Source organism: Pseudomonas sp. LBUM1649, assembly GCF_059716155.1.
The window spans coordinates 3,251,332-3,277,351 of record NZ_CP166807.1; the positions used below are offsets into that span (position 1 = coordinate 3,251,332).

Genomic DNA, 26,020 nt, shown 5'->3' on the forward strand with positions numbered 1-26,020 from the left:
CTAACCAACTGAAAATAAATAAATATTTGTTTGTGGTTGGAAGAAGATCGGCGACGCCTCCGGATAACGTGGCACCCACTCGGAAGGAGGGGGTGGGGCGTGAAAGCGGGCCTCTACGGTATTGGCCTGGAGCCTCATGCCAGACAAGCGGAGGTCGTCAAAACCACCACTTGGAGATCCCTTCCGATGCTATCGATGGCATTCAATACCACCCGCTCGATCATCATTGAGCGCGGTGCCGCCAGCCGTCTTGCCACGCAGGTGCTGAACCTGGGCGCCAGCTCCGTGCTGCTGGTGACCGACGCGGGCGTCATGGCAGCCGGGCTGCTCGATCCGGTGCTGGCCGGTTTTACCGCAGCGGGCGTCCCGTTCCGGGTATTTGCCGAGGTACTGGCCGACCCGCCGGAATCGGTGATCCTTGCTGCGGTTGCAGCGGGCAGGGCCTGTGGTGCGGATTGCGTGATCGGTCTCGGCGGCGGCAGTTCGCTGGATGCCGCCAAGCTGGCTGCGCTACTGTTGCGCGGCGGCGAAGAACTGGCGCAGATCTATGGTATTAACCAGAGCAAGGGCGCACGCCTGCCGCTAATCCTGGTGCCGACCACCGCTGGCACCGGCTCCGAGGTGACCGCAGTCTCGGTGGTCACCACCGGTGCCGGTGAGAAGAACGTCGTTATCTCGCCAACCCTGCTGCCAGATCTGGCGGTGCTGGATGCCGAGCTGACGCTGGGATTGCCAGCGCATATCACTGCCGCGACCGGTATTGATGCCATGGTCCATGCGGTTGAGGCCTACACCAGTCGCCACCTGAAAAATCCAATCTCCGACTGCCTCGCCCGGGATGCATTGCGCCTGCTCTGCGGCAGTCTTTATCAAGCCTGCCGCGATGGTGCTGACCTGGCGGCCCGGGAAAACATGTTGCTGGGTGCGTGCCTGGCCGGGATGGCCTTTGCCAATTCGCCGGTGGCTGCGGTGCACGCACTGGCCTACCCGATCGGCGCGCGTTTCCATGTGCCGCACGGAGTGTCCAACGCTTTGGTGCTGGGACCGGTGATGCGCTTCAACCTGGAGGTGGCGGCGCCGCTCTACGCACAGTTGGCCGGGATCGTGCTGCCGAACGTCACTGGAAGCGAACAGCAGCGAGCACGCGCCCTGGCCGATCATCTGGGCGCCCTGGCCGGTGAGCTGAAATTGCCAACCCGTTTGCGCGACGTGGGTATCGGCGAGGCCGATATCCAGACCTTGGCAGAGGATGCGATGAAGCAATCGCGCCTGCTTGGCAACAACCCGCGCACGGTACGTCTGGCTGACGTTCAGGCTATTTACCGGGAGGTGCTATGAGCAGCAATGTACTGGATGGCAACTGGCATGTTCCTGAGGCCAGGCCTGGCCACATGCCCCGTGCCATCGGTCACCGCTGCCCATCAGGGCACCGGGCAGGCCGAGATCGACCACCTGTTGCCATGACTTCGTTGCCGTGTGGCCGATACCCCGCAATACCTCGAAGAACTGTTCCAGTGCCGGGTCGTGGTTTTGCAGGTTGAAGGCAAGGTGTTTTGCGCAGGAGCCGGCAGCACGGTAACAACTTCAAGCACCTGTACGCCCTGGCCGACAAACTCGGCGCGGGTGTCGGCGCTTCGCGCGCGGCGGTCGATGCAGGTTTTGTCGCCAACGACATGCAAGTGGGGCAGACCGGCAAGATCGTGGCGCCGCAGCTGTACATTGCCGTCGGTATCTCCGGCGCGATCCAGCACCTGGCCGGGATGAAGGATTCCAAAGTGATCGTGGCGATCAACAAGGACGAAGAAGCGCCGATCTTCCAGGTCGCGGATTATGGACTGGTGGCGGATTTGTTCGAAGCCGTGCCGGAGTTTGAGCGACTGGCTTGATTTTCCACGACGTAAATTGAAGCCCGCTCACCGAGCGGGCTTTGTCCGCCGAATTTTCCTTTGATACATCTGGGTTAGACGGCGATTTTTTCAGATGGCAAATAAGGGGTGATATTGCGCATGGCGCGGGAAACGTAGTCTTCTTTCTCGCCGACCGGCGCGACGTAGTGGAGCGCGCTTTGCGCGGCATCGATGCCTTCCAGCCTTGCGATAATCCAGGTGGCCAAGTATTGGGATGCGAGACAGCCACCCGCGGTAGCGATGTTGCCATTGGCAAAAAAAGCCTGATTGAGGACGTCGATCCCTGCTTCCTGAACCCAGGGTTTCGTCGTCAAATCGGTGCAAGCGGGGACGTCTTTGAGCAACCCGAGTTTTGCCAGGATCAAAGTCCCGGAGCATTGGGCACCCAGGAGTTGCCGGCCAGGATCAAGCTGCAACTGCGCCATGAGCGCAGGATCGGCGACCACCTCCCGGGTTTGCCTGCCACTGCCAACGATGACGGCGTCAGCCTCACTCGCTTCTCGCAGGGACACGTGGGATTCGATGACAACCCCGTTCATGGAGCGAACTCTGTCAGTTGGGCTGGCAATTGAGACACGCCAGTCTGGCTTCTTGATTCGATTCAAAATGCCCAGGGCAATCAGCGAGTCGAGTTCGTTGTAGCCTTCAAAGGTCAAGATTGCGATGTGCATGATGGCTTCTTCCTCTTGGATGGACCAGGCATCAGGCAGATCCATGTGAAGTCGATGGCGCTCCCCAAACCGATGGCGCAAATCCATGCTATGGCTGAAGATCATGACAATCAAAAAATTGTAATGGATACATTCCGTAAGAAATGCCAGATACAAGGTTTAAAAAGTAACCTGGCCGGTTATGGAGTCATATGAGCTTAATGATTACCTTACCTTTGGCTCTTCCTCGTTCGTGTTTGTACTGGTGGTTGTCGCAACAAAGGCGCCCAGATACTTGGTAAGCTGGATGGCGATGGTGCCGACGCCACCGGAACCGGCGTGGATAAAGACCTTCTGCCCTTTCTTCAATCTGGCTGTTTCCACCAGCACCTGCCAGGCCGTCAGAGCTACCAAAGGAAGGGAGGCGGCTTCGTCCATGCTGATATTTTCGGGTTTCAGTGCGAGAGCATTTTCCTTCACCGCGATAAGCTCGGCGAAGGTACCCATGCGCTCCTCGGGAGGGCGCGCATAGACTTCGTCACCTGGCTTGAATTGCCGCACACCAGAGCCCACACGCACCACGACGCCGGCCAGGTCATTGCCCAATACCAAGGGAAATGAATACGGCAAGATCAGTTTGAATTCGCCTTTACTGATTTTCGAATCCAGTACGTTGACGCTGGTGGCATGCACTTGAACCAGAACGTCGTGAATACCGACTTCAGGGTCGGGCAACTCGCCAATACGTCCATTATTCTTGCCGTAGCGATCGATAAAAAATGCCTTCATGATGATTCAGCTCTCATAGCTACAAATGGGAATGGCGGGATGCGCATATCGTTGCGTGCCCCGGTACAACGAGCGGAACACGTCGTTGGGCATCCAGGTGAGACTGTGTATTACAGGCGCTTATACATCGAGAACTGCCCGCCAGCGCCTGTGACACGATGATCACGCCTCGACCTGATAGCGTTCGGCTGTACAAGGCAGGTCAAGACGCGCCGCAGGAAGGCGTGCGAGCAAAAATGATCGACATGCTGGCGCATGCAATCGGTGCGGTCATGTTGTCGCGCGCCTGCCCAGATGATTCATCCCTCGCTGATGAAATACTCGAGGTCTGCCACGCAGAGATAAAAGCGTCATTGGCGTTGTCGCCAATTAGCGAACGGCAGGGGAACACCTACATGGTTGCGGGCAATTAGGTGATGGCTCGTTCCTGGTATCAGCTTTCATCAATGGAGACAGGATCATGAAACCGACCGAGTTTGAAGCGCTTGAGCGTTTGCTGCAGCGCCGCCGCCTTTGATCAGGCAATCCGGCAGAGTCCGGTTTTCGTGCTGAACTCAATCGCAGCACTGATCAGGAGGGATCACCATGGCCACCATGAAAGCCGCAATATTCGTCGAAAAAAACCGGATAGTGCTCGACGACAAACCTATCCCCGAAGTCGGGCCGCTTGATGCTCTGGTTCGCATCACGACCACCACGATCTGTGGTACCGACGTGCATATCCTGCGTGGCGAATACCCTGTAGCCAAGGGCCTGACAGTCGGTCATGAACCGGTCGGCATCATCGAGCGGATCGGTTCGCAGGTGCGCGGTTTTGTCGAAGGCCAGCGGGTGATCGCCGGCGCGATTACCCCCAGTGGACAGAGTTACGCCTGCCTGTGCGGCTGTGGTTCACAGGATGGCACGGATACCCGGCACGGCTTTCGGGCCACCGGTGGCTGGAAGTTCGGCAATATCATTGATGGTTGCCAGGCTGAATACGTATTGGTGCCGGATGCGTCGGCTAATCTATGTCCGATACCGGACGGTCTTTCTGACGAACAAGTGCTGATGTGCCCGGACATCATGTCCACCGGATTTTCCGGAGCCGAGCGAGGCGGGGTGGAAATCGGCGATACCGTCGCGGTGTTCGCCCTGGGGCCAATCGGGCTGTGCGCGGTGGCCGGTGCACGCCTTAAAGGCGCCACCATGATTATCGGCGTCGATGCAGTCGCCGAACGCATGAGCGTCGCCAAACAACTGGGCGCTACCCATGTGGTCAATTTCAAGGACGGTGACGTGGTTGAACAGATCATGGCCCTGACCGATGGGCGTGGTGTCGATGTGTCCATCGAAGCTTTGGGCACCCAGGGAACGTTTGAATCGGCACTACGGATTTTGCGTCCGGGTGGTCGGCTTTCCAGCCTGGGGGTTTACTCCAGTGACCTGCGAATTCCACTCGACGCTTTCGCTGCCGGTCTGGGGGACTACAGCATCATCACGACATTGTGCCCCGGAGGCAAAGAACGCATGCGGCGCTTGATGGCGGTGGTGGAAAGTGGCGGGGTCGACTTGTCGCCGCTGGTGACTCATCGCTACAAGCTGGATGACATCGAAGCGGCGTATGAGCTTTTTTCTCACCAACGCGATGGAGTGATGAAGGTTGCGATAACGCCTTGAAAGCTGCTGCGTCTTGCCCGTCAGGCAATGGATGCCGGGTGCCTGGACAGCGGCGTGACTTCCAGGGCTGATAGTGGCCGGTCGGTCGCTATCAGCACTATCAGTTTGTAAATAAAGCAGGATCTTTGACAGAGTACGTTGACCATGCCCTGAAGCGAACGGCGCAGATTTCAGTTATTGGATCTCGCTGTAAGGTTAACCAAGTTCCTCTTCCTGAAATGCGAGAGTTGGTAGGCGATCGCCAGCCAGATGAACCATGCGGGCATCACGCAAAGCGCAAGCCGGGTATCTGGCCGAAGGGCAAGTAACGATAGCACGAAGGCAAGGAATGCCAGAGAGAGCCACGCCATCGGTAGGCCTCCAGGCATCTTGTAACGAGATTTCGCGTGTAAGTCGGGTCGCGTTTTGCGGTACGCGATGTAAGAAGCCAGAATGGTCGACCAAGTGAAAATCACCAGGATCGCGGACACGGTGGAGACGATGGTGAACGCTGTCATGACTTCCGGAACGATGAACAGCAACAGTATCCCCACCAGCATCAACAGCGTGGTGAATGCCAAACTTAGCAGAGGTACGCTATTGCCCGACAAGCGCTGGAAAATCCTTGGTGCATTGTCGTGACTGGCCAGTCCAAACAGCATGCGGCTGGATGAAAATACGCCACTGTTGGCCGATGAGGCGGCAGACGTCAGCACCACAAAGTTGACGATACCTGCTGCTGCGGGAAACCCTGCGACCAGGAACAGTTCGACGAATGGGCTCTTGTTGGGTGAAACCTGTTGCCAGGAAGTCACTGCAATAATGCAGGCCAGTGCCAGTACATAAAACAGGATGATTCTTAGCGGAATCGAGTTGATGGCTTTAGGCAGGGTCTTCTCGGGGGAACGGGTTTCGGCGGCGGCGGTGCCGATCAACTCGGTGCCCGCGAAGGAGAAAATTGCCATCTGGAAACCGGCAAAGAAACCGAAAAGGCCGTTGGGGAACGCTGCCTGTTTATCCAGCAAGTGGTTCAGGGATGCGGTGACGCCATTGGGCGATACAAACGAGCTGGCAATCAGCACCATGCTGACGCCAATCAAAGTGACGACGGCAATGATCTTGATGATCGCGAACCAGAACTCCACCTCACCGAAAAGCCTGACAGTCAGTACGTTCAAGGCGAACAGCGTCATTAGCATGCCGATGGCCGGTATCCAGGCGGGCAAATCAGGGAACCAGTATTGAAAGAACCCACCGACTACTACTGCATCGCCGACAACCGCGACACTCCAGCTTAGCCAGTACGACCAGCCGAGAAAAAATGCCGCTCGCGGGCCAAGGTAGGCACCGGCAAAATCGGCGAAGCTTTTGAAGTTCAAGTTGGAGAGCAACAGTTCGCCCATGGCGCGCATGACGAAGTAGACGAACAGGCCGATGATCATGTAGATGAGGATGATCGACGTGCCGGAGAGGGCGATGATCTTCCCGGAGCCCATGAACAGGCCCGTTCCGATGGCTCCTCCCATGGCCATTAACTGAATGTGACGATTGCTGAGGGTGCGCTGCAGCGCGGGCTGTTCAGGCAGCCCGGACGGAGTCGTTTTCATTACAAAACCTCTTGATTTTATGTTTTTGAGTTTTGGCAGAAAGTGGATGTCTAGGTTCTTGTTAGAGACGTCACGGCTACTGACGTTGCTTGTTTGCAGGTGGCAGGGTTTCTCGTCTGCGAGCAAGGTGCGGGGCCCCTTGGCTCCATGCTCTGGGGCATCACCTTTGGGCTATCAGCAGACTGTGCGCAGGCGCGAGGGAGCGATGGCCAGCGGCTGTTCGAGCAGTTGGTAGAGGTTTTTTATGTTGGCCGGCGTCGGCACCAGGTGGATGCGCTCACCGATGGCATGCTCGCGCGCCAGGTCGTGCACGTAGCGCAATGACGAAAAGTCTTCGAGGGCAAAGCCAACCGAATCGAAAACGGTGACCTGTGCGTCGTTCTCGCGCCCCGGTACTTCGCCCAGAACAATCCGGAAGAACTCGACGACAGGAAAGTCGGCCTCCAGTTGTTGAATATCGCCTTCAATTCGGGTCTGAGGTTCAAATTCAACGATGACTCGGGCATTGCGCAGAATCTGCGCGTGGAGCTCGGTTTTCCCCGGACAGTCACCGCCGACGGCATTGATATGCATGCCGGGTTCGATCATTTCGGGCGTCAGAATCGTTGCATAGGCTTTGTCTGCGGTGACTGTGGTGACGATGTGCGCGCCCTTGACCGCTTCCTGTACCGAGCTGGCCAGGATCACCTCAATATCCGGGAATGCGGACAGGTTGTGTTTTAACTTAAGCGAGGCGTCACGATCGATATCAAAAATGCGTAGTTCCTTGATGGACAGCATTTCATGGAAGGCGAGGGCCTGAAATTCGCTCTGGGCGCCATTGCCGATGATTGCCATGACGTTTGCATCTGGGCGCGCCAGGGATTTCGCGACCAAGGCAGAGGTCGCGGCGGTGCGCACGGCTGTGGTCAGCGTCAGTTCACTGAGCAGCGTTGGATAGCCGCTGTGGACATCGGCCAGAACACCGAAAGCCATGACTGTCAGCAAGTTCCTTTGACCATTGTCCGGGTGGCCATTCACGTATTTGAAAGAATACTGTTGGCCATCATCGGTCGGCATCAACTCGATCACACCGTCGTTCGAATGATTTGCGGTGCGCGGCGACTTATCAAACTGCGCCCAACGCGAATAGTCGGCTTCGATGTAATCTGCCATTTCGCGAATTGCCCGGCGGATTCCCACCTTGGCGAACAAGCGTGCGGCATGATCGACGTCTATAAAAAGAGTCATGTTTTTATTCTCCGGTTCAGTAGTAACAACGTTGTGGGGCAGGGGATGGCTCAGGCGCGTTTGCTCTCGAAACCATGCAGCACGTTGACTGCATTGATTCCGATTTCATCGACCATATAGCCGCCTTCCATCACGAACAGGGTGGGACAGCCCACACCCGCTATCAGCTCGCCGATGCCGATGAAATCTTCGCTTTCCAGCAGGAAGTGGCTGATGGGGTCGTCCTTGAACGTGTCCACGCCGAGTGAAATAACCAGCACTTCAGGGGCGAATTGCTCAAGTTTTTTGCAGGCATGGAGCAGGGCGTTGCGGTAGCTTTCCCAGGTAGTGTTTTTGGGCAATGGGTAGTTGAGGTTGTAACCTTCGCCGTAGCCGGCGCCGACTTCGTGACTGAAGCCTGAGTAGTACGGATAAGACACCGTGGGTTCGCCGTGCAGCGAGACAAACATGACGTCACTGCGCCCGTAGAAGATGTTTTGGGTGCCGTTGCCATGATGGAAGTCGACGTCCAGTACCGCGACACGTTTGGCGCCTCGGGTAATGGCCTGTTGAGCGGCAATGGCGGCGTTGTTGAGATAGCAATAGCCGCCCATGTATTCTCGTGCTGCGTGATGGCCGGGCGGACGGCACAGGGCAAATGCACTGTCATGACCTTCATCGATCAGCGCCAGGCCGGTGAGGGCTATGTCTGCGCTAGTCTTTACGGCTTGCCATGTGGTCGCGGTAATCGGGGAGCCGGCGTCCATGGCGAAGAAACCGAGCTTGCCATCGATGAACGTTGGCACCTGCTCGTTGGCCAGATCGCGCACTGGCCATACCAGTGGCAGGGCATCGTGGGTACGTCCGGTTGCGCACCATTGCGACCATGCACTTTCCAGAAAGCTGACATAGCGCTCACTGTGCGCGTTGACGTAACAAGAGCGGTCAAACGCGCGAGGTTCGACGACCTGGCCAAGGCCTACTTGCTTGACGCGGTTATGGACGGTATCGGCCCGGCTGGGTTGTTCGAACGAGGGCTTGAGCACGCCGTCTTTCAATTCTGTACCGTGGTGCAATCGATGGGAATCACTGAAGACTGTAAACATTCTGCGCATCCGTTAATGTGAGCCAGTGCAAATATTCTGTTCTGGTCGGGATGCTATTTCTTTGCTTTCTGTTTGCGGCTTGCTAGATTCTTCGGGCGTTTTTACTCAGGAATTGCGTAATGCAGAAAAAATTATCCAAACGCATCAGTCTCGACGAAACCGACCTGGCTATTCTTGCGTTGCTGCAGGACGATGCGAGTATTTCCAACGCCGAGCTCAGTGAGCGCCTGTCGTTAAGCCTGACGCCTTGCTGGCGACGGCGTAAAAGAATGGAGGAAGCGGGTGTAATCAAGGGCTATCAGGCCAACCTCGATCGACGCATGTTGGGGCTGGATATCATGGCGTTCGTGCACATCCGCTTTTCAACCCACGCCGATCATGCTCCGGACGCTTTCGAAGCAGTGATCGCGCAATTGCCCGAAGTGTTGTCCTGTTACAAGATCACCGGTGATTCCGATTACGTGCTGCAAGTGTTGGCAGAGGATCTTGATAGCTACAGTGACTTTATCGAACAGGTGCTGAGGCGTCAGGTGGGTATCGCGTCCATTCAGTCCAGTCTGGCTTTACGCGAGGTCAAGACCAGTAGCCGAATTGCGATACCCAAGTTGAGCAAGGAATGAGAGGACAGGGGGCAGGACGACTTTTCAGGGCTTAGGCAAAATTGTACTTGCGCAATTCTATTGATCCCATCCATGCGGTGACGGTGTGGGATTCCAGATACATGATTTAACATATGGGCGATGACCGATGTTTATAAGCGGCTCTAACCCTGGATTTTGAGACCCGTTAGCCAGGAACCAGGTTAGAGTGTTCATCTATGTCTGCTCATAAGGGCCCTCCACTCGATTCGCGTAGTCGCGCCAAGCGGTTTCAGCGAACGAACCGGGCAAAAAAAACCGTATATCAATCGTTGTTTGAAGAATGAATCGTCCGCTGTTTGTTTCTCTAGATGGGCCCAAGGGAACCGGCAAAACCACACTGTTGGAGGCCGTTACGAAAGTACTGAGGGCAGACAACAACAAAGTGATCCGACTTTGCGAGAGTAAAAGCGATCCCTATAGGGGTGAAACAATGGCCCTCGTTAACAAACTCGTCAGAAATCCCACACGGGATTTGGAGTTGAGGGTTTGTGAGCGCCTTGCTGAAAGCCGTACCTGGATTTCCCAGCACGTGCTGGCTAAACAGCCACCAGGCAGCATCATCTTGATCGATCGCTGGTACCCGTCTGATGCCGCGTTCCGCCGGATACTCCCGTTTGCAGAGATTCTACAGTTGAACATTGATCGAAACGTCCGAGTGCCAGACCTGCATGTCGGGGTTGTCACCGCCCCTGATGTTTCATGAGCGAGGGCAGCGGCACGACGGCGCTGGCTGAGCAGCACTGTGATCCATAAGCTGGAAGAACATGTCGCTTGTACCAAGGCGTTCGAGCGCGCATTGCAGATCACGGCTGGGTTTTATGCCGAAATGAAGGAACGATCGAAGACGCAACGATGCAGGTGATTTCTGAGATCTATAGAGTCCTTCGATGCTCATCCGACCCGGTCGGAATGGCGGGTTAAGAAAAAAATCAATGAATTGCTCCGTATCGGATAGGCGCGGTTTTGGCCGCCCTCGCGATTGTGAACTGCTATACCGATGAAACCGCAAGGGCACTTTCATACCGCTCATCACGCCTTTACCCGGCCCGAAACCAGAGGAGGTGTCCTCCTATTTCTTTTGACAGGCGAGTATCCATCGTTCAAATGTCTTCTGGCGAAACCACCCACACGCTGCATGGCAGTTTGTACAGCAGATGTTCCACGGTGCTACCGACTAACCGCTCCATGGCGCGGTGACCGACGCGCCCCATGACGATGACATCAGTGTCATAAGCCCCCGCATAGCTGGAAAGCACCTTGACCGGATTGCCCATGATCATGTGCTGGCGCTCCGGCGGGATTGCATTGCGTTCAGAAAGATCCCGGAATGCGTCCGCCTGCGCGTCGAACAGGGTCTTGGCTTTACCAGAGGAGAAAAACGCCGAGCCATTGCTGAAACCGAACTCGTCTGCGCTGATGGATGAAAGATCATGGGCGTAGATCACATCGAGCTCGGCGTTGCAGGTGGTGGCCAGTTTTGCTGCCTCGCGCAAAATCCTGTCGTTGAAGCCTTCGTATTGGCCATCACGATGAAAAGGGTCGATAGCGGCGACGATCCTGCGCGGCAATGCGTGGTGCATATGGCTGACAAAATGCAGCGGCACCGGGCATTCACGCAGCAAGTGGATATCCAGTGGGGTAAACATCAGGCGTGACAGCCGGGATTCGTGCTCCAGCGCCTTGATCAACACGGTCATCGGCTGTTCCCTGAGGTGAATGAGGATTTCCTCCAAGGGCCTTTCCACCCAGACCACTTCAGTGGTGACGTGCACACCGATCTTGCGCATGGGGCGGGCCTGGTCTTCGAGCCATTGGCGATGGCGCTCGACATAGCCCAGGCGCATCTGTTCCAGCGCCTGTTCGTTGACCATTGCGGCAGTCGCCAGGCCTTCAAGATAGTCGAACGCGACGATGTGCAGCGCTGCATCCGAAGCCTTGGCCAGTGCGGCGGCCCGGTCGAAGGCAGGGCTGTTTTGCATGAGCGGCGAGACGACCAGCATGAAACGTGATTGATCCGACATGACAAATCTCCGGTAGGTGTCGCGCAACGGTTTGCCCCAATGGTTGCGGCGTGATTGGGCACTGAAACCTTGTATTTAGCCTGCCCCTGTCCGGGGCAACGGGTTTGATCTTTGTCAAATGGAGGAGGGAAGGATGATGTTGCCCGACATGCGGTTGTCCGTGCGTCGGCCAGTGACGAAATTGTTGACCATGATCAATCTTTCGTCCGTCTCACCGGCGCAGTCTGTGGGCTCGTGCTGAACGTTGGCTTACGTACGGTAAATGAGGGAGCACCATGGCAACCATGAGAGCGGCTGTTTTCGTTGAAAAGAATCGGATCGTGTTGGAAGACAAGCCCGTGCCTGAAGTCGGACCGCTGGATGCATTGATCCGTATCACCACCACGACCATCTGCGGTACCGACGTGCACATCCTGCGCGGTGAGTATCCGGTAGCCAGAGGGCTGACCGTGGGCCACGAGCCAGTGGGCGTCATTGAGCGACTGGGGTCGCAGGTGCGTGGTTTTGTCGAGGGGCAGCGGGTGATTGCCGGTGCCATCACGCCCAGCGGGCAAAGTTACGCTTGTTTATGTGGCTGTGGTTCCCAGGATGGACCAGACACCCGCCATGGCTTTCGCGCTACCGGCGGCTGGAAGTTCGGCAACACCATTGACGGCTGCCAGGCCGAGTACGTGCTGGTACCGGACGCCCTTGCCAATTTGTGCCCGATTCCTGACGGGCTCAGTGACGAGCAGGTATTGATGTGCCCGGACATCATGTCCACCGGGTTTTCCGGGGCAGAGCGCGGCGAGGTGCATATCGGCGATACCGTTGCCGTGTTTGCCCTGGGTCCCATCGGCCTCTGCGCGGTGGCGGGTGCACGGCTCAAAGGTGCGACAACGATCATTGGCGTGGATGCCGTTGCCGAGCGGATGAGCGTTGCTCGACAATTGGGCGCGACCCATGTCGTCAACTTCAAGGACGGCAACGTGGTCGAGCAGATCATGGCGCTGACCGATGGCCGTGGTGTCGATGTGTCCATCGAGGCACTGGGCACCCAAGGCACTTTCGAATCCGCCCTGCGCGTACTGCGTCCGGGGGGGCGACTATCGAGCCTCGGCGTCTACTCCAGCGATCTGCGCATTCCCCTTGATGCCTTTGCTGCAGGGTTGGGGGACTACAGCATTGTCACCACCCTGTGCCCGGGCGGCAAGGAGCGCATGAGGCGCTTGATGGCGGTGGTGCAGAGCGGAGGCGTGGACCTGTCGCCGCTGGTAACCCACCGTTTCAAACTCGATGATATTGAAGCGGCCTATGAATTGTTTGCTCACCAACGAGACGGTGTGATGAAGGTCGCTATTACGCCGTGAGGCGGTGCGCGCTGATTCTCGAAGCAGTAAGGAGGACTCTATGAACATTGATATCACGGAGAAACCGGCAAGCCATTGCTGGGTCGTGTGCATGGACGCCTTGAAAGTGAACTTCAACAGTCTGGGAGAAGCTGAGGCCTTCGTTGGCCAACTCAAGGCACGTATCGAAGCGCCACATGTCTGGCCAGGTAGCGCAGGCCCGGCAGACGACACAAGATGGATACCTTACCGACATACTGCTTACCCCAATGGCAAACAGATCTGCGCCGACCTCGTGGAGTAACGATGTGGGCCGGAGCGAGGCGCAACTCAAGCAGATGACAACCCAATGAACGAAACCATCGGCTGGCAGGTGCAGCTGCGGCGCTGGGGATTGGCATGCTCATCGGTCTTGAACGCGAACGGCACAAGGGGCAGGGGGAGACCCGCGCTTGTGCCGGTTTACGGACCTACGCGATTACCGCGTTGTTGGGATATGTGACGATGCAGGTCGGTGGCAGCCTGCTGGTAGGCATCATTGCCATCGCACTGGGCGTGCTCGTCACCGTTGCATATTGGCGAAGCCTGAGCGACGACCCCGGTGTGACCAGCGAGGTGGCGTTGTTTGCGGTGTTGGTACTGGGGGCGTTTTGTGGCACGAGCCCCGAGCTCGCGATTGCCATAGGCGTGGTGATAGTAGGGCTGCTGGCCTATCGAAAGAAGCTGCATTACTTTGCCCATAGTCAATTGACCGAAGCGGAGTTGGGTGACGGACTGATCCTGCTGACTGCTGCGCTGGTCGTGCTGCCCTTGGCGCCGGACCGCTTTATCGGCCCTTACGCTGCGATCAATCTGCGCACTATTTGCAGCCTGACGGTACTGCTGATGGCGGTGGGGGCCATTGGGCATATTGCAGTTCGGACCCTGGGCACCCGGTACGGTTATGCGATAAGCGCCATTGCCTCCGGGTTTGCCTCCAGCACCGTGACGATTGCCGCCATGGGCCACCTCGTCGCCCGGCAGCCCGAGAAAATGAAGGTCATTGCCGCGGCCGCGGTTCTTTCCAATATGGCTACCGTCACTCAGGTCGGCCTGATCCTGGGGGCGGTCGATACCGGTTTGCTACGTCACATGTGGGGGCCCCTGACAGCTGGCGCTGTCGCGGCAGCGTTATATGGCTTGTGCCTGATGTTCGTCGGGCCGGCGAGCGGGGCCAACCAGCCGATCAAGGTCGGCGGTGCGTTCAACCTCAAACTGGCCTTGATCGTCACATTGACCATGACCGGCATCACCTTTGTTTCGTCTGTGATGCTCAGTCATTTCGGCCAGGTGGGGGTGATGCTGACAGCCACGCTCAGTGGTTTTGCCGATGCGCACGCTTCAACGGCGTCGATTGCCACCCTGGCCAAGTCCGGTCAGTTGCCTTTCGATGCCATTGTCGGACCTGTGCTTATCGCGATCAGCAGCAACTCCATCAGTAAATGCGTGGTGGCGTGGATCAGCGGCGGGCGGCGGTTCGCCGCCTACGTGATCCCGGGCCAGGTTTTGCTGACCCTGGCGATGTGGGCGGGCATGGGGCTGCACTGACGAACAACGCGTACGTAATTGACAAAAATCAAGTGGTGGGAACAGGGAGCAATCAATCTGTGGCTCTACCACTGAATTGAAATGGCCGCGCGCCGAGGTGCCCCATGTCGCAGACTCAACGGTTACTCTTGATCGCTCCCTCAGCCATGACCCGAACCCCGGCATTCGACCGTGCCGCGGCATTGGCGCTGGCGATGCATTTGCCGTTGCACATTGTCGCGTTCGACTATTCACAGGCCTTGGCGGTGGCGGGGCTGTTCGCTGCGCAACAATTCAGCCTGGCCCGGGACGGCTATCTGCAAACCCATCGGCAATGGCTCGCGGATCAGGCCGACTTGATGAGCAAGCATGGCGTAGAGGTCACCACCGAGGTCGTGTGGGTGCAGCATCCGTACGAGGAGATCCTTCACTTCATCAATGAGATTGAGCTGGCACTGATCATCAAGGACGCCCAGGAAGAACCGGCGTTCAAGCGCGTGTTTTTCACACCGCTGGATTGGCAGCTGCTGCGCGATTGTCCCGTGCCGGTGCACCTGGTGACTACGCCGCTGAATGCCCGGCCACGCAACGTACTGGCCATCATCGATGTGTTGCGCGATGAAGATCAGGACCGCGTGTTCAACGACCAGATCATCGACGCCGCGGCGAAACTGGCCACCGTCTGTGATGCCAGTCTCGAGCTGCTGCATGTCTATGACTGGACAGCGGTATACGTCCAGGACATGGGCTTTGGCGCATTGCCGCTGGCCACCGGGATCTATGAAATGTTGGGATCGGCCCAGCATGAGGCATTTGCCGCCATCGCTGAACGCCACGGCGTACCACCAGAGCGTCGTCACTACATAGAGGGTTCACCCGTGCCTGGTATTTGTGATTATGTCGGCGAGCATCACACCGATATCATTGTCATGGGCACGGTGCAGCACAAGGGCATGAGCAAGTTACTGGGAACCACGGCCGAGCAACTCCTGCATCGGGCGCCGTGCAGTTTGCTGGCGATAAAGCCCGGAAGAATGCTGCAATCCTGAGGGCTTGAATCGGATCTGGATCAGACAGCTGTGCCGGCGGCATTGGTTTGCGTGTGATTGATGTAAATCAAACTGCGCAGAGTGAACGAGCGCAGTCTTGAAACATGCCGGCACTCGATGGCCGGAGTCGAACGGAGGTGTGTGATGGGTCAATATCAACGTTTTCTGCTGATCGCTGACCAAACCCTGCATCAGTCTCCTGCCCAACTGCGTGCCGCCGCATTGGCCAAGGCAGCCGGGGCTGTCCTGGATGTGAGGGCCTATGTCGAACCGGCGCCTGTGGTTCATTTATGGCAAGAAAAACTCGACGATGCGGAGCATCAGCGCTATTTGCATCGCTACCGTCGCTGGGAGGCCGAAGAGTTCGATCGGCTCAGCGAGCTGGGGCTGGAAGTGACGGTCAAAGTCGTCTTTACCACCCATCCGCTGCTGGACATTCTGAAGACGGTCGAAGATTTGAAGCCCGACCTGTTGATCAAGGACGTAACCCTTGAACCTGTGCTCAAGCGAGTGTTCATTACCCCGCTTGACTGTCACCTGTTGCGTGAATGCCCGATCCCCGTGCATCTGGTCAACCACGCGCGTTACAGCTTGCCGCACCGAATCGTGGCGGCAGTGGATCCGTTCGATCCCTCAACACAGATCAGCGGTTTGAACGACACCATCATCCAGACCGCCAACGCCCTGGCCCTGCAATGCGATGCGCCGTTACACCTGCTATACGCCTATGATTTATCACCCGCATTCAACGGCGATGCACCATTGGCCGGGGGCGGGTGGGGTGTAGACTTCATAGAGGAGCTGCGTCAATCCTTGCACCAGGCGTTCATCACACTGGCAGAGCGCTACGGCGTACCACCGGAGCGCCGGCATTTCGTCATGGGATTGCCAGTGCCGGTAATCAGTGAGTTTGTCGAGCAATACCTGGCCGATGTCGTGGTGATGGGCACCGTGCACCGGGCGGGGGTCGATCGGCTGATCGGTAGCAACACGGAGCGAGCGCTGTACTCAGTGCCAGGCAGTCTTCTGGCAGTCAGGTCGCGGGCATGACCTCCAGGCCGAGGAAGGCAATGGACATTGGTGGCAAATAGCGGACGTCTACAGCGGCGGCTTGCATCGAATATCCAACCCACTGGAGATTTATCATGAGCCAGTATCAAAGTCTGTTACTGATCATCAACCCGGCCTTGCGCCATTCCCCGGCCATGAATCATGCGGCAGCGCTGGCCAAGGCAAGCGGCGCGAGTTTGCATATAGCGGCGCTGATCCCCTCGTTCAAATGGTTATCGCTGCTTGAAGAAGGCGATCGAGAACTGGCTCGGGAGCGCTACTTGCAGGACCATCGCGACTGGCTCAAGGCTCAGGCCGGGAATTTGCGAGGTCGAGGGATCGAGGTCACCACCGAGGTGGCTTGGGCTGAGGACCTGAAGCAAGACATCATTGATCACGTCACAGACATGCAGCCCGACTTGTTGATCAAGGAGGTTCAGCATGAGTCCGCGCTGAAACGGGCCTTCTTCACCCCGTTGGACTGGCACTTGCTACGTCACTGCCCGGTACCAGTTTACCTGGTGGGCGGGAGCGGATTCGTTTTACCCCGCAAGGTTGTAGCGGCAGTCGAAGTGTCGGATATCGAGTCAGCCAACAGCGAGCTGAATGAGCGAATTATCAAGCAGGCTTGCAGTCTTGCCATGCAGTGCAATGCCGAGCTGCATTTGCTGTACGCCTGCGATATCTCGGCCGCTTTTCTTGCCGACATGGGTGGCCTGACGCTCGCTGACCTGACCAAAGCGCTCCGCCGGGACCTGGAAACGTCTTTCCTTGGGTTGGCAGATCGATTCGGGGTGCCCTCGGACCATCGACATTTCGTTGAGGGAAATCCGGTCACGGCGTTGAGTGAGTTTGCCAATGAGCACAACGTGGATGTGATCGTGATGGGCAGAGTACAGTGCCATGGGGTGGACAAGCTTCTGGGCAGCACGACCGAGCACATTCTTTATCAGGTGCCATGCTGCGTTCTGGCGGTATAGATCGAATGTGCCGGGCCAGATGCTTCAACAGGCCTGTCAAGTACTTGAGGTTGCCTGTGCAGGGCAAGAACGCGGGACATTGAACTACCAACATGGCAGGGCAGTGCGCCAGTTAAATCAGTAACTGCTACCGGACAAGATGACTTCGGCAGATGCGCTCCCTGGCGGGTGAGTCAATGTTGTTCTCTTCTTAGAGATCCAATCGCTTGAGTCGGGAGGCAAGTGTCGTAGGTTTGATTCCCAGGATTTCAGCGGCGCCTCCTTTACCGAAAAGCTTGCCTTTTGCCAGGGCCAGTGCGGCTTGCATATTGCTGCGCTCTAGTTCGCGCATTTGTGCATCAGTAAATATGGTCTGGCCAGCAATGTCGGGAGAAGGGCAATTCTGCTCGCCCGACTCATCCGGTAAATCCAGGTTTAAATCCGCTCCAATCGACGTGATCAACGCGCGCTCGATGACATTTTGCAGTTCGCGAATATTGCCCGGCCACGAATAGCGTTGCAATCGCTCGATATCTCTGTTGCGTAGGCGCCTTCCCGGCATGTTCAGACGTTTGCCGATTTGCTTGAGAAAGTGAGCGGCTAGAGGTGCAATATCAATCGGGCGTTCACATAGCGCAGGAGACTTGATAGGAAAAACGTTGAGTCGGAAGTACAGATCCTCACGGAAATGCTTTGCGGCGACCTCCTGACGCAGATCGCGATTCGTCGCGGCGATGATCCGTACATCGACCTTCCGGGTGCGTTCTTCCCCGATTCGCTCGAACTGGCCTTCCTGCAAAACCCGAAGCAGTTTGCTCTGCAATTCCAAGGGGATTTCGCCGATTTCGTCGAGGAACAGGGTGCCGCCGTCGGCCAGTTCAAAACGACCGGCGCGATCCCGAACTGCACCGGTAAAGGCGCCACGAATATGTCCGAAGAACTCACTCTCGAACAATTCCGCAGGGATTGCTGCGCAATTAACCCGGATCAACGGGTTGGCATTGCGACGGCTGGCCTGGTGGATGGCGCGGGCAATCAGTTCTTTGCCAGTACCAGACTCACCATTGATCAGCACGCTGGCATCAGTGGGGGCAACAACGTCGATTTGCTTGATGATTTTTTTGATCGGCTCACTCTGGCCAACGATTTCACGAAAGTTGTGTTCAATATGAATTTCTTCCTGCAGGTACGCATTTTGTTCTTCGAGCCGATCTTTGAGCATCTTGAGTTCTTCAAGGGCGCTTTGTAGCTGATTTTCAGTGGTGCGTCGATCGGTGATGTCGCGAAAAACCACAACGGCGCCGACGATGCGACCATCGGAAATCACAGGAGTGCTAGTAAATTCCACTGGAAAGGAACTGCCGTCACGGCGCCAGAACATTTCCTGACGTCCCTCGTGGACTACGCCATCGCGCACGGCTTTGTAAATCGGGCATTCTTCGACTGGGTAGTGACTGCCGTCCGCGTGGGTGTGGTGGTGAATGCGGTGAATGTTTTTGCCAATCATGTCCTGGGCTTCCCACCCCAGCATGCGTGCCCCGGCCGGATTGACGAATGTAGCCAGCCCTTCGCTGTTGATGCTGTAGATACCGTCGCCCACGGAACTCAGCAGTAGCTTGTTATCGCGTTCGGTTTCCTCAAAAAGATTGAGGATATTGCGCCACTCGATCAGCCCACCGCGCATCGTGCGTTCGGTGTGTGCCTGGTCACGCTGGTACTTCTCGTGACTGAGCTCCCGCATCACCAGAATGAGCTGTTGCTCGCCCTTAATCTGCAAGGTGGTGGCAGAGATTTCCAGCTCGATGCGCTCGCCGCTCTTGCAGTTGCAGCTCAACTCATCGCTCCAGCCACGACCCTTATCCATCACGGCCTGGGTAAACACAATCAGATCCGCGAGCTGATGGCCAAACAACTTGCTCACCGGCAATTCCAGCAACTCCTGGCGGGGGTAGCCGAGCAATTTGCAGGTGGCAATGTTGAGGTCGCCCAGCCGATCGGCAAACGGATTGAGCAGTGCAATGGCTTCCGCGCAATGTTCGAACACCATGTGCCGGGACGAATAAGCCAGGTCGGCCCAGCCATTGAGGGAGTCTGATTTAGTCATGGCTACGAAATCTCGTGGTTTGGTTCTACGAATATTCGTATTTCTACGGGAGTACGTAATTGGCCGATAGCATCAGATCCATTATAAAAAGCCGGATCAGATCAGCATCTTCAATGTAATCAGGCACTTGCCAGGCAGAAAAATTATTGTTTGTTTTCTGGCACGACGTTCGCTCTATCTCCTGCAACCCGGCAGCCAACAACGGCTGGCGTTCAAGCACGAAGAAACTGGAGAGCGACACTATGCCAACCGTGGACATCCCCCATTACAAAGACGGCGACTTCCTGGTCAATTACGAAGAGAAAGTCTTCGAAGACATCAAGGCCGAGCCCGGCGAGAAAGTCCTGATCACCTTTCACACCATCGCCTTTGAGGGCTCAATTGGATTGGTCAACATGCTTCAGGCCAAACGACTGCTGCGCAAAGGGTTTGAAACCAAAATCCTGCTATACGGGCCAGGCGTGCAACTGGGTGTGCAGCGCGGGTTCCCGACGCTGGGAGCCGAAGCGTTCCCTGGTCACCTGGCCGTGAACAAGCAGCTTATGCAGTTCATGGAAGAGGGTGGTGAGGTCTACGCCTGTCGTTTCGCCTTGCAAGCGTTGTACGGCCAAACCGAAAAAGCCCTGATTGAAGGTATCCGCCCAATCAATCCGCTCGACGTGATGGACTTGCGCCTACTAATGCGCCGCGAAGGCGCAATGATCATTGATACCTGGACTGCCTGATTTATATCCCGTAGGGAGCCTGCCTGCCCGGCGATGGTAACGGATCGGTCAACAGTAATTCACCTGGCCAACCCCCATCGCCGGCAAGCCGGCTCCCACAGGTTTGTTTCTTCAAATCACCCCACAACAAGGACTCATCATGGCCATCATTTGCGCAGCCGCCGTACAGATCAGCCCGGTGCTTTACAGCCGCGAATGCACCGTAGACAAAGTCTGCCAACAGATCATTGCCCTCGGTCGACAAGGCGTGCAGTTCGCAGTATTCCCGGAAACGGTGGTGCCTTATTACCCCTATTTTTCGTTCGTGCAACCGGCATTTGCCATGGGCGCACAACACCTCAAGTTACTGGATCAATCCGTCACGGTGCCATCCGCCGCCACGCATGCAATTGGCGAGGCCTGCAAGCAAGCTGGCATGGTGGTCTCCATCGGCGTCAATGAGCGCGATGGCGGCACCATCTACAACGCCCAATTGCTGTTCGATTCCGACGGCAGTTTGATTCAGCACCGCCGCAAAATTACCCCGACCTACCACGAGCGCATGGTCTGGGGGCAAGGCGACGGTTCGGGTCTGCGCGCCATCAACAGCGCCGTGGGTCGCATCGGTTCACTTGCTTGCTGGGAGCATTACAACCCGCTGGCTCGCTACGCCTTGATGGCAGACGGCGAGCAGATACATGCCGCGATGTTTCCAGGGTCGTTGGTGGGCGACATTTTTGCCGAACAGATTGAAGTCACTATACGTCATCACGCCTTGGAGTCGGGCTGTTTCGTGGTCAACGCTACCGCTTGGCTGGATGCGGATCAGCAGGGGCAGATCATGCAGGAGACCGGTTGTGGGCTGGGCCCAATCTCCGGTGGTTGTTTTACCGCGATCGTTTCTCCGGAAGGCAAATTAATCGGTGAGCCGCTGCGCACAGGCGAGGGGGTGGTGATTGCCGATCTCGATCTGGCACTGATTGATAAGCGTAAACGCATGATGGATTCGGTCGGGCATTACAGCCGTCCGGAACTGCTCAGTCTGCTGATCGACCGCACGCCCACCGCGCATGTACATGACCGTAGTGCGCATCTCGCACCGGCAGTTGCCGAGGAGCTCGATCATGCAAACCAATGAGCTGCTGGCCGAGCTGCAATGCCATGGCGTGCGATGGCCGGCGGCGCAGAACGGTTTGTCTCGTCAAGGTGGAGCGGGGCCGTCAGACCACAAGGCACTGAGCTTCGGCAATCGAACCATGATGGTGCCGATCCTCAATCAGGCCTCGCAATATTCGCCCTATCAGGCGCAACCAAACGCCGATGGCAGCCAGGCTTTGATTTTTCGTGAAGGCTTGCAGGTCGGCCAGGTGCAGATGCCAGGTGTTCCGAGGTTCTATGGTCTGAGTACGGCCGACGGCATTCCTTACTGGAAAATCGCCACGCTGCACAGTCGCGATGTCCTTGCGACCACAGTGTTGCAGCACTGCATTCGCTTCAATGATCGCTCAACGTCCTGCCAATTTTGCGCCATAGGACAGTCGCTTGCGGCCGGCAAAACCATTGCCCGCAAACGTCCCCAGCAATTGGCTGAAGTAGCAAAAGCGGCAGTCGAGCTCGATGGCGTCAAACACATGGTGATGACCACCGGCACGCCGCAGACCCCGGATCGTGGTGCAGCGATATTGTGCGAGTCTGCCGCAGCGGTAACGACCGCCGTCAATCTCCCGGTTCAGGCCCAGTGCGAGCCGCCGGACGACGATCGCTGGTTCCAGCGTCTGGCCGACAGCGGCGTGGTATCACTGGGGATGCACTTGGAGGCGGTCACTGATGAAGTGCGCCTACGGATCATGCCCGGTAAGGCCGAAGTCCCCCTTAGTCGCTACTTCGAAGCCTTCAGTGCGGCGGTGGAGGTCTTCGGCCGGGGCCAGGTCAGCACCTACATTCTCGCTGGCCTGGGGGACAGCGAAGCTGCGATCAGCGAGATGAGCGAACGCCTGTGCGCACTCGGTGTGTACCCCTTCGTAGTGCCGTTTGTACCCATCGACGGCACCCCACTGGCCCATCACCCGAAGCCCGACAGCGCAATGATGGCCCGACTTTATCCGCAGATCGGTACAAGCCTGCGTCGTCACGGTTTGCACTCGGATCAGATCAACGCCGGTTGCGCCAAATGCGGTGCGTGCTCGGCCCTGAAAAGCTACGAATAAGCCGGAGTACTTCCATGCCCAATCTCGCCTTTGCTTTGGTCGACAGCACCTTTGAACCGTTTCGCGCGGGTGAGTTACTGGTCAAGCCCACCAGCGAAAACTGGGAGAAACAGGCGTACTTCGCCCTGCGACGTGCGGTGTTTTCTGACGAGCAACAACTGCTGGCACAGGACAAGGACAGCCATGATTTCCAGGCCGTAGCGATTGTCGCGCTTGCCGGAAATTGCGGGATCGCCGATCAGGTGGTGGGCGCCGTGCGTATCTATCAACCCGAGCCGGGCCAGTGGTTTGGCGGGCGCTTGTGTGTGGCTCCGGCGTATCGGCGTCACAGCATGATTGGTAAGGCGCTGGTCAACGAAGCTGTATCCCGGGCCAAGGATCTAGGCTGCGAAATGTTTCGCGCTACGGTGCAGGCGCAAAACGAAACCTACTTCCATAGCCTGCGCTGGCGAACCCTTGAGCATATGCAGCTGCTTGGCCAGCCCCATTGCCTGATGCAAGCGGACTTATCGAGCTATCCCTTGATGCCGCGTCAGGTCTCGCTGCGTACGGTGAAGGTGCCACGTCATGGCTGAAGAACTTGATTTGTCGGCGTTGCTCGACACCTTGCGCACCACCCCGGCGATGCGCTCGAAACAGGCGATCCAGCAACCGGCAACGGTCATTGGCCGTGCACAGCAACCCCTGACTCGCGCACAGCTTTACGCCTTGGCTGGCGACGACACCGCAGCGATTGCCTGCGGCGATCATTTCCAGTTGCTGGCCATCGAAGGGATGTTGCCGGCGTTCGTTGAGTCGGAACCTTGGTTTGCCGGATGGTCAGCCGTCATGGCCAATGTCAGCGATATCACGGCGATGGGCGGGCGGGCTACTGCGATAGTCAACGCTTACTGGCATCACGACTGCACCGCCGCACAGCCTCTGTTAGCGGGAATTCGTGCGGCCTGCGAAGCCTACGGATTATTGCTAGCCGGTGGGCACACCAGCTTGGCGCCAGGACATCCGACAGCGCTGGCGGTGGCGATTACCGGAGTTGCACAGAAACTGTTGTCGACACTACATGTTGCTCCCGGACAGGTCATCGCCATGGCGGTAGATCTTGAAGGTTGTTGGCACGCCGACAGCACCTATTGGAAGGCTTTCGAAGGCGTGCCGGCTGAGCGGTTACGTAGCAAGCTCGACGTGTTGCCGCGCTTGGCCGAAGCCGAGCTGCTTCTGACGGCTAAAGACATCAGCAATGCCGGAGTGCTGGGTAGCTTACTGATGTTGCTGGAGACCACCGGCTGCGGCGCAACCATCGATTTGAGCACGTTGCCATGTCCGCCGGATACAGACCTCGCGCGTTGGTTGCAGGTCTTTCCCAGCTACGGCTTTTTGCTGACCCTCGATGAGCGTGACTGGTCTCACGTGCAGTCTGCCTTCGCCTTCGAAGGCGTGCGTTGCGAGCGCATTGGTCACGTCAATGACAGCGGTGTACTGAACATAGCGCTCGATACACAGCGCTGCGATTTTTGGAGCCTACGCGATCAGGCATTCACCGGTTTCAGCTATCCCGATCTCGACCTGAGCCCTTTACACCGTCATCAACAGGAGCACTGACATGCCCGCCGTCAATTTCAAAATTCGCTGGCCCAATGGCAAGGAAGCGACCGGCTATTCGCCTTCGACCGTGATTTACCAATACCTGGAGGAGGGGGCCTGTTACTCGTTGCCGGACTTTCTACAGCGCATCGAGGACGCATTGAATAACGCCTCGGAGCGAGTCAAGCAGGTCAAGGGTTTTTACTGCAGTTCTGCCATGGACACCTTGAGCTCGCTCAAGGGCCAAGCCAGTTATCTCGAAGCACCGCCTGACACTGCCGGGCAAGTGGACATTATCAGTATGCGCACCGAAGGCGCTGGCCAGGTAAACCGCGCAGGCTGGAGTTCCTTCTGACCATTCGCCTTTCACTTAACCCTTATGCCATCCAGTACCGGAGTTCCCATGAGCAGTCACCCCACTTCCATCAAACCTCCACACCACAGCGTGATCGTCGTAGGCGGCGGGCAGACCGGGTTATCCGCCAGCTACTACCTGCAACAGCAGGGTATCGATCACCTGGTACTGGAAAAGCACAGCCTAACCCACACTTGGCGCAATCAGCGCTGGGATGCCTTCAGCCTGGTGACGCCCAATTGGCAATGTGCACTGCCGGGTTACACCTACAGCGAAGAGTTCAAGGGCAGTGATCCACATGGCTTTATGAAAAAGGACGAGATCAATCAGTATCTGGCCGGCTTCGTCCAATCGGTAAATGCTCCAGCACGCGAGGGCGTTACTGTGCAGCGCGTGGTTCCACGTACCGCAGGTGGTTTCGAAGTGCACACCTCACAAGGCGAGTTCAGTGCCGATCAGGTGATTGTCGCGTCGGGTGGTTATCATACGCCAATCATTCCGCGTCTGGCCGAACGCTTGCCGGCGGGTATTCATCAGCTTCACTCCGAGCAATATCGCAATCCACAAGCTTTGCCCGCTGGCAATGTGTTGGTGGTCGGCTCCGGGCAGTCTGGAGCACAAATCGCCGAAGACTTGCATCTGGCCGGTCGTAAGGTCTATTTGGCGGTCGGTGATGCACCGCGTTGTGCACGATTTTATCGTGGCAAGGACGTGGTCGATTGGCTAGCCGAGATGGGGTACTACGAGATCGGCGTCGACACTCATCCATTGCGTGAAGGCGTGCGCGATAACACCAACCACTACGTCACGGGGCGTGATGGCGGGCGTGACATTGATCTTCGTAACTTTGCTCGCGATGGCATGGAGTTGCTTGGTCGACTCGATGGCATGCAGGGCAATCGCCTGCAGTTCGCCCACAACCTGAGAGAGAGCCTCGACAATGCGGATGCGGTCTACAACCGGATCAACGCGTCTATCGACAAGTACATTGAGCAACAGGGGATTGATGCTCCAGTCGGCGAGCCTTACGAGCCAACCTGGGTACCAGAATCAGAGCGCAGCGAACTGGATCTTGATGCCGAAGGCATCACCAGCATCATCTGGTGCATCGGATTCAGCCCCGACTTTACTTGGGTAGAAGCCCCTGTCTTCAATGGTCGCGGACACCCGGGGCATCAACGAGGAATTACAACGCAACCTGGTTTGTATTTCCTTGGATTGCCTTGGTTATACACTTGGGGTTCCGGTCGTTTTTCCGGCGTTGCAAAGGATGCGCAGTTCCTGGTGGATCACATCAGTGCCTTGAATATTGAGCGCTCGATCAAAGCTAGGCGCGTTGTATCGAGGTGATACCCCGCGAAAACTGATGAGCAGGACAGACTGTTCGCAAAGCAGGTATTTGTCTGTCCTGTCTCGGCTGAGCGCTCAGCCTGAAAGGTGATGTCTAGTGAGCTCTTTTCCACAACGCTGCGGGGCTGTGTCGTTCACCGTGAACAAAATCGGCCGGCACCCTCTATTCCATTTCCCAGAGGTACGTTCTGCTCATGAG

The 26,020-nt window shown here is 57.1% G+C and carries 22 protein-coding genes and 4 pseudogenes; 19 read left to right on the forward strand and 7 right to left on the reverse strand.

The window, feature by feature from the left end; genetic code table 11:
* Positions 1-186 precede the first annotated feature (186 nt).
* Entirely contained in the window at positions 187-1,338 is a 1,152-nt protein-coding gene (locus ACA058_RS15065; protein WP_497639776.1) for an iron-containing alcohol dehydrogenase, read from the forward strand.
* 221 nt (positions 1,339-1,559) lie between these two features.
* A pseudogene (locus ACA058_RS15070) lies at positions 1,560-1,886 on the forward strand (FAD-binding protein); the annotation flags it as partial.
* Positions 1,887-1,960: 74 nt separating this feature from the next.
* Here ACA058_RS15070 and ACA058_RS15075 read toward each other — a convergent pair.
* Together ACA058_RS15075 and ACA058_RS15080 are read right to left on the reverse strand one after the other, a co-directional pair.
* On the reverse strand, positions 1,961-2,578 hold the full coding sequence (locus ACA058_RS15075; protein WP_497639936.1) for a DJ-1/PfpI family protein: 618 nt from the start codon (positions 2,576-2,578) through the stop codon (positions 1,961-1,963).
* A 237-nt stretch (positions 2,579-2,815) separates the two neighbouring features.
* Positions 2,816-3,346 (reverse strand): annotated as a pseudogene (locus ACA058_RS15080) (NADP-dependent oxidoreductase); the annotation flags it as partial.
* A 191-nt stretch (positions 3,347-3,537) separates the two neighbouring features.
* On the opposite strand from ACA058_RS15080, the pseudogene ACA058_RS15085 reads away from it, so the two are divergent.
* Positions 3,538-3,759, forward strand: a pseudogene (locus ACA058_RS15085) (hypothetical protein); the annotation flags it as partial.
* Positions 3,760-3,931: 172 nt separating this feature from the next.
* Positions 3,932-5,005, forward strand: a complete 1,074-nt coding sequence (locus ACA058_RS15090; protein ID WP_497639777.1) for an NAD(P)-dependent alcohol dehydrogenase — start codon at positions 3,932-3,934, stop codon at positions 5,003-5,005.
* A 170-nt stretch (positions 5,006-5,175) separates the two neighbouring features.
* On the opposite strand, the gene ACA058_RS15095 is transcribed toward ACA058_RS15090, so the two are convergent.
* From ACA058_RS15095 to ACA058_RS15105, 3 genes are all read right to left on the reverse strand, one after another.
* The gene (locus tag ACA058_RS15095; protein ID WP_497639778.1) at positions 5,176-6,591 is read right to left on the reverse strand and encodes an amino acid permease; all 1,416 of its coding nucleotides are present in this window, start codon (positions 6,589-6,591) and stop codon (positions 5,176-5,178) included.
* Between the two features lie 174 nt (positions 6,592-6,765).
* Entirely contained in the window at positions 6,766-7,821 is a 1,056-nt protein-coding gene (gene ocd, locus ACA058_RS15100) for an ornithine cyclodeaminase (protein WP_497639779.1), read from the reverse strand.
* Positions 7,822-7,871: 50 nt separating this feature from the next.
* Positions 7,872-8,906 carry a histone deacetylase family protein gene (locus ACA058_RS15105; RefSeq protein WP_497639780.1) on the reverse strand — a complete coding sequence of 345 codons (1,035 nt, stop codon included), beginning with the start codon at positions 8,904-8,906 and terminating at the stop codon, positions 7,872-7,874.
* Between the two features lie 119 nt (positions 8,907-9,025).
* Here ACA058_RS15105 and ACA058_RS15110 point away from each other — a divergent pair, with 119 nt between their 5' ends.
* Together ACA058_RS15110 and ACA058_RS15115 are read left to right on the forward strand one after the other, a co-directional pair.
* Positions 9,026-9,526 carry an Lrp/AsnC family transcriptional regulator gene (locus ACA058_RS15110; protein ID WP_497639781.1) on the forward strand — a complete coding sequence of 167 codons (501 nt, stop codon included), beginning with the start codon at positions 9,026-9,028 and terminating at the stop codon, positions 9,524-9,526.
* A gap of 301 nt (positions 9,527-9,827) precedes the next feature.
* A pseudogene (locus ACA058_RS15115) lies at positions 9,828-10,468 on the forward strand (dTMP kinase).
* Positions 10,469-10,647: 179 nt separating this feature from the next.
* On the opposite strand, the gene ACA058_RS15120 reads toward ACA058_RS15115, so the two are convergent.
* Positions 10,648-11,568, reverse strand: a complete 921-nt coding sequence (locus ACA058_RS15120) for a universal stress protein (RefSeq protein ID WP_497639782.1) — start codon at positions 11,566-11,568, stop codon at positions 10,648-10,650.
* A 275-nt stretch (positions 11,569-11,843) separates the two neighbouring features.
* Between ACA058_RS15120 and ACA058_RS15125 the strand changes: the two genes are divergently transcribed.
* The 6 genes from ACA058_RS15125 (at position 11,844) to ACA058_RS15150 (ending at position 17,541) form a co-directional block, all read left to right on the forward strand.
* Entirely contained in the window at positions 11,844-12,917 is a 1,074-nt protein-coding gene (locus ACA058_RS15125; protein WP_497639783.1) for an NAD(P)-dependent alcohol dehydrogenase, read from the forward strand.
* 40 nt (positions 12,918-12,957) lie between these two features.
* Positions 12,958-13,200, forward strand: a complete 243-nt coding sequence (locus ACA058_RS15130; protein ID WP_497639784.1) for a hypothetical protein — start codon at positions 12,958-12,960, stop codon at positions 13,198-13,200.
* Positions 13,201-13,295: 95 nt separating this feature from the next.
* A complete protein-coding gene (locus tag ACA058_RS15135) occupies positions 13,296-14,483 on the forward strand; it encodes an MgtC/SapB family protein (protein WP_497639785.1) in 1,188 nt (395 codons plus the stop codon).
* Between the two features lie 104 nt (positions 14,484-14,587).
* The gene (locus tag ACA058_RS15140; RefSeq protein ID WP_497639787.1) at positions 14,588-15,511 is read left to right on the forward strand and encodes a universal stress protein; all 924 of its coding nucleotides are present in this window, start codon (positions 14,588-14,590) and stop codon (positions 15,509-15,511) included.
* A gap of 144 nt (positions 15,512-15,655) precedes the next feature.
* A complete protein-coding gene (locus ACA058_RS15145; protein WP_497639788.1) occupies positions 15,656-16,561 on the forward strand; it encodes a universal stress protein in 906 nt (301 codons plus the stop codon).
* Between the two features lie 95 nt (positions 16,562-16,656).
* A complete protein-coding gene (locus ACA058_RS15150; protein WP_497639789.1) occupies positions 16,657-17,541 on the forward strand; it encodes a universal stress protein in 885 nt (294 codons plus the stop codon).
* A gap of 190 nt (positions 17,542-17,731) precedes the next feature.
* On the opposite strand, the gene ACA058_RS15155 is transcribed toward ACA058_RS15150, so the two are convergent.
* The gene (locus tag ACA058_RS15155; protein ID WP_497639790.1) at positions 17,732-19,624 is read right to left on the reverse strand and encodes a sigma 54-interacting transcriptional regulator; all 1,893 of its coding nucleotides are present in this window, start codon (positions 19,622-19,624) and stop codon (positions 17,732-17,734) included.
* 242 nt (positions 19,625-19,866) lie between these two features.
* Here ACA058_RS15155 and ACA058_RS15160 point away from each other — a divergent pair, with 242 nt between their 5' ends.
* The 7 genes from ACA058_RS15160 (at position 19,867) to ACA058_RS15190 (ending at position 25,821) form a co-directional block, all read left to right on the forward strand.
* Positions 19,867-20,349 (forward strand): MSMEG_0572/Sll0783 family nitrogen starvation response protein, encoded by a 483-nt coding sequence (locus tag ACA058_RS15160; protein ID WP_075944565.1) that lies wholly within the window; start codon positions 19,867-19,869, stop codon positions 20,347-20,349.
* A 139-nt stretch (positions 20,350-20,488) separates the two neighbouring features.
* Positions 20,489-21,466: a Nit6803 family nitrilase gene (locus tag ACA058_RS15165; protein ID WP_497639791.1), complete on the forward strand. Its 978-nt coding sequence runs from the start codon at positions 20,489-20,491 to the stop codon at positions 21,464-21,466.
* Entirely contained in the window at positions 21,453-22,535 is a 1,083-nt protein-coding gene (locus tag ACA058_RS15170) for an MSMEG_0568 family radical SAM protein (RefSeq protein WP_497639792.1), read from the forward strand. The genes ACA058_RS15165 and ACA058_RS15170 overlap by 14 nt, the downstream gene beginning before the upstream one ends.
* 14 nt (positions 22,536-22,549) lie before the next feature.
* Positions 22,550-23,110 (forward strand): MSMEG_0567/Sll0786 family nitrogen starvation N-acetyltransferase, encoded by a 561-nt coding sequence (locus tag ACA058_RS15175; RefSeq protein WP_497639793.1) that lies wholly within the window; start codon positions 22,550-22,552, stop codon positions 23,108-23,110.
* A complete protein-coding gene (locus ACA058_RS15180) occupies positions 23,103-24,134 on the forward strand; it encodes a sll0787 family AIR synthase-like protein (protein WP_497639794.1) in 1,032 nt (343 codons plus the stop codon). Before ACA058_RS15175 ends, ACA058_RS15180 begins: the two co-directional genes overlap by 8 nt.
* A gap of 1 nt (position 24,135) precedes the next feature.
* Positions 24,136-24,471 (forward strand): MSMEG_0570 family nitrogen starvation response protein, encoded by a 336-nt coding sequence (locus tag ACA058_RS15185; RefSeq protein WP_497639795.1) that lies wholly within the window; start codon positions 24,136-24,138, stop codon positions 24,469-24,471.
* Between the two features lie 48 nt (positions 24,472-24,519).
* A complete protein-coding gene (locus tag ACA058_RS15190) occupies positions 24,520-25,821 on the forward strand; it encodes an MSMEG_0569 family flavin-dependent oxidoreductase (protein ID WP_497639796.1) in 1,302 nt (433 codons plus the stop codon).
* Positions 25,822-26,020 lie beyond the last annotated feature (199 nt).

What these genes read in the sequence shown, in the direction of transcription:
- ACA058_RS15065 (WP_497639776.1), top strand. Translation starts at nt 187, where the DNA reads ATGCTATCGATGGCATTCAATACCACCCGCTCGATCATCATTGAGCGC.
- ACA058_RS15075 (WP_497639936.1), bottom strand. Translation starts at nt 2,578, where the DNA reads ATGCACATCGCAATCTTGACCTTTGAAGGCTACAACGAACTCGACTCG.
- ACA058_RS15090 (WP_497639777.1), top strand. Translation starts at nt 3,932, where the DNA reads ATGGCCACCATGAAAGCCGCAATATTCGTCGAAAAAAACCGGATAGTG.
- ACA058_RS15095 (WP_497639778.1), bottom strand. Translation starts at nt 6,591, where the DNA reads ATGAAAACGACTCCGTCCGGGCTGCCTGAACAGCCCGCGCTGCAGCGC.
- ocd (WP_497639779.1), bottom strand. Translation starts at nt 7,821, where the DNA reads ATGACTCTTTTTATAGACGTCGATCATGCCGCACGCTTGTTCGCCAAG.
- ACA058_RS15105 (WP_497639780.1), bottom strand. Translation starts at nt 8,906, where the DNA reads ATGTTTACAGTCTTCAGTGATTCCCATCGATTGCACCACGGTACAGAA.
- ACA058_RS15110 (WP_497639781.1), top strand. Translation starts at nt 9,026, where the DNA reads ATGCAGAAAAAATTATCCAAACGCATCAGTCTCGACGAAACCGACCTG.
- ACA058_RS15120 (WP_497639782.1), bottom strand. Translation starts at nt 11,568, where the DNA reads ATGTCGGATCAATCACGTTTCATGCTGGTCGTCTCGCCGCTCATGCAA.
- ACA058_RS15125 (WP_497639783.1), top strand. Translation starts at nt 11,844, where the DNA reads ATGGCAACCATGAGAGCGGCTGTTTTCGTTGAAAAGAATCGGATCGTG.
- ACA058_RS15130 (WP_497639784.1), top strand. Translation starts at nt 12,958, where the DNA reads ATGAACATTGATATCACGGAGAAACCGGCAAGCCATTGCTGGGTCGTG.
- ACA058_RS15135 (WP_497639785.1), top strand. Translation starts at nt 13,296, where the DNA reads ATGCTCATCGGTCTTGAACGCGAACGGCACAAGGGGCAGGGGGAGACC.
- ACA058_RS15140 (WP_497639787.1), top strand. Translation starts at nt 14,588, where the DNA reads ATGTCGCAGACTCAACGGTTACTCTTGATCGCTCCCTCAGCCATGACC.
- ACA058_RS15145 (WP_497639788.1), top strand. Translation starts at nt 15,656, where the DNA reads ATGGGTCAATATCAACGTTTTCTGCTGATCGCTGACCAAACCCTGCAT.
- ACA058_RS15150 (WP_497639789.1), top strand. Translation starts at nt 16,657, where the DNA reads ATGAGCCAGTATCAAAGTCTGTTACTGATCATCAACCCGGCCTTGCGC.
- ACA058_RS15155 (WP_497639790.1), bottom strand. Translation starts at nt 19,624, where the DNA reads ATGACTAAATCAGACTCCCTCAATGGCTGGGCCGACCTGGCTTATTCG.
- ACA058_RS15160 (WP_075944565.1), top strand. Translation starts at nt 19,867, where the DNA reads ATGCCAACCGTGGACATCCCCCATTACAAAGACGGCGACTTCCTGGTC.
- ACA058_RS15165 (WP_497639791.1), top strand. Translation starts at nt 20,489, where the DNA reads ATGGCCATCATTTGCGCAGCCGCCGTACAGATCAGCCCGGTGCTTTAC.
- ACA058_RS15170 (WP_497639792.1), top strand. Translation starts at nt 21,453, where the DNA reads ATGCAAACCAATGAGCTGCTGGCCGAGCTGCAATGCCATGGCGTGCGA.
- ACA058_RS15175 (WP_497639793.1), top strand. Translation starts at nt 22,550, where the DNA reads ATGCCCAATCTCGCCTTTGCTTTGGTCGACAGCACCTTTGAACCGTTT.
- ACA058_RS15180 (WP_497639794.1), top strand. Translation starts at nt 23,103, where the DNA reads ATGGCTGAAGAACTTGATTTGTCGGCGTTGCTCGACACCTTGCGCACC.
- ACA058_RS15185 (WP_497639795.1), top strand. Translation starts at nt 24,136, where the DNA reads ATGCCCGCCGTCAATTTCAAAATTCGCTGGCCCAATGGCAAGGAAGCG.
- ACA058_RS15190 (WP_497639796.1), top strand. Translation starts at nt 24,520, where the DNA reads ATGAGCAGTCACCCCACTTCCATCAAACCTCCACACCACAGCGTGATC.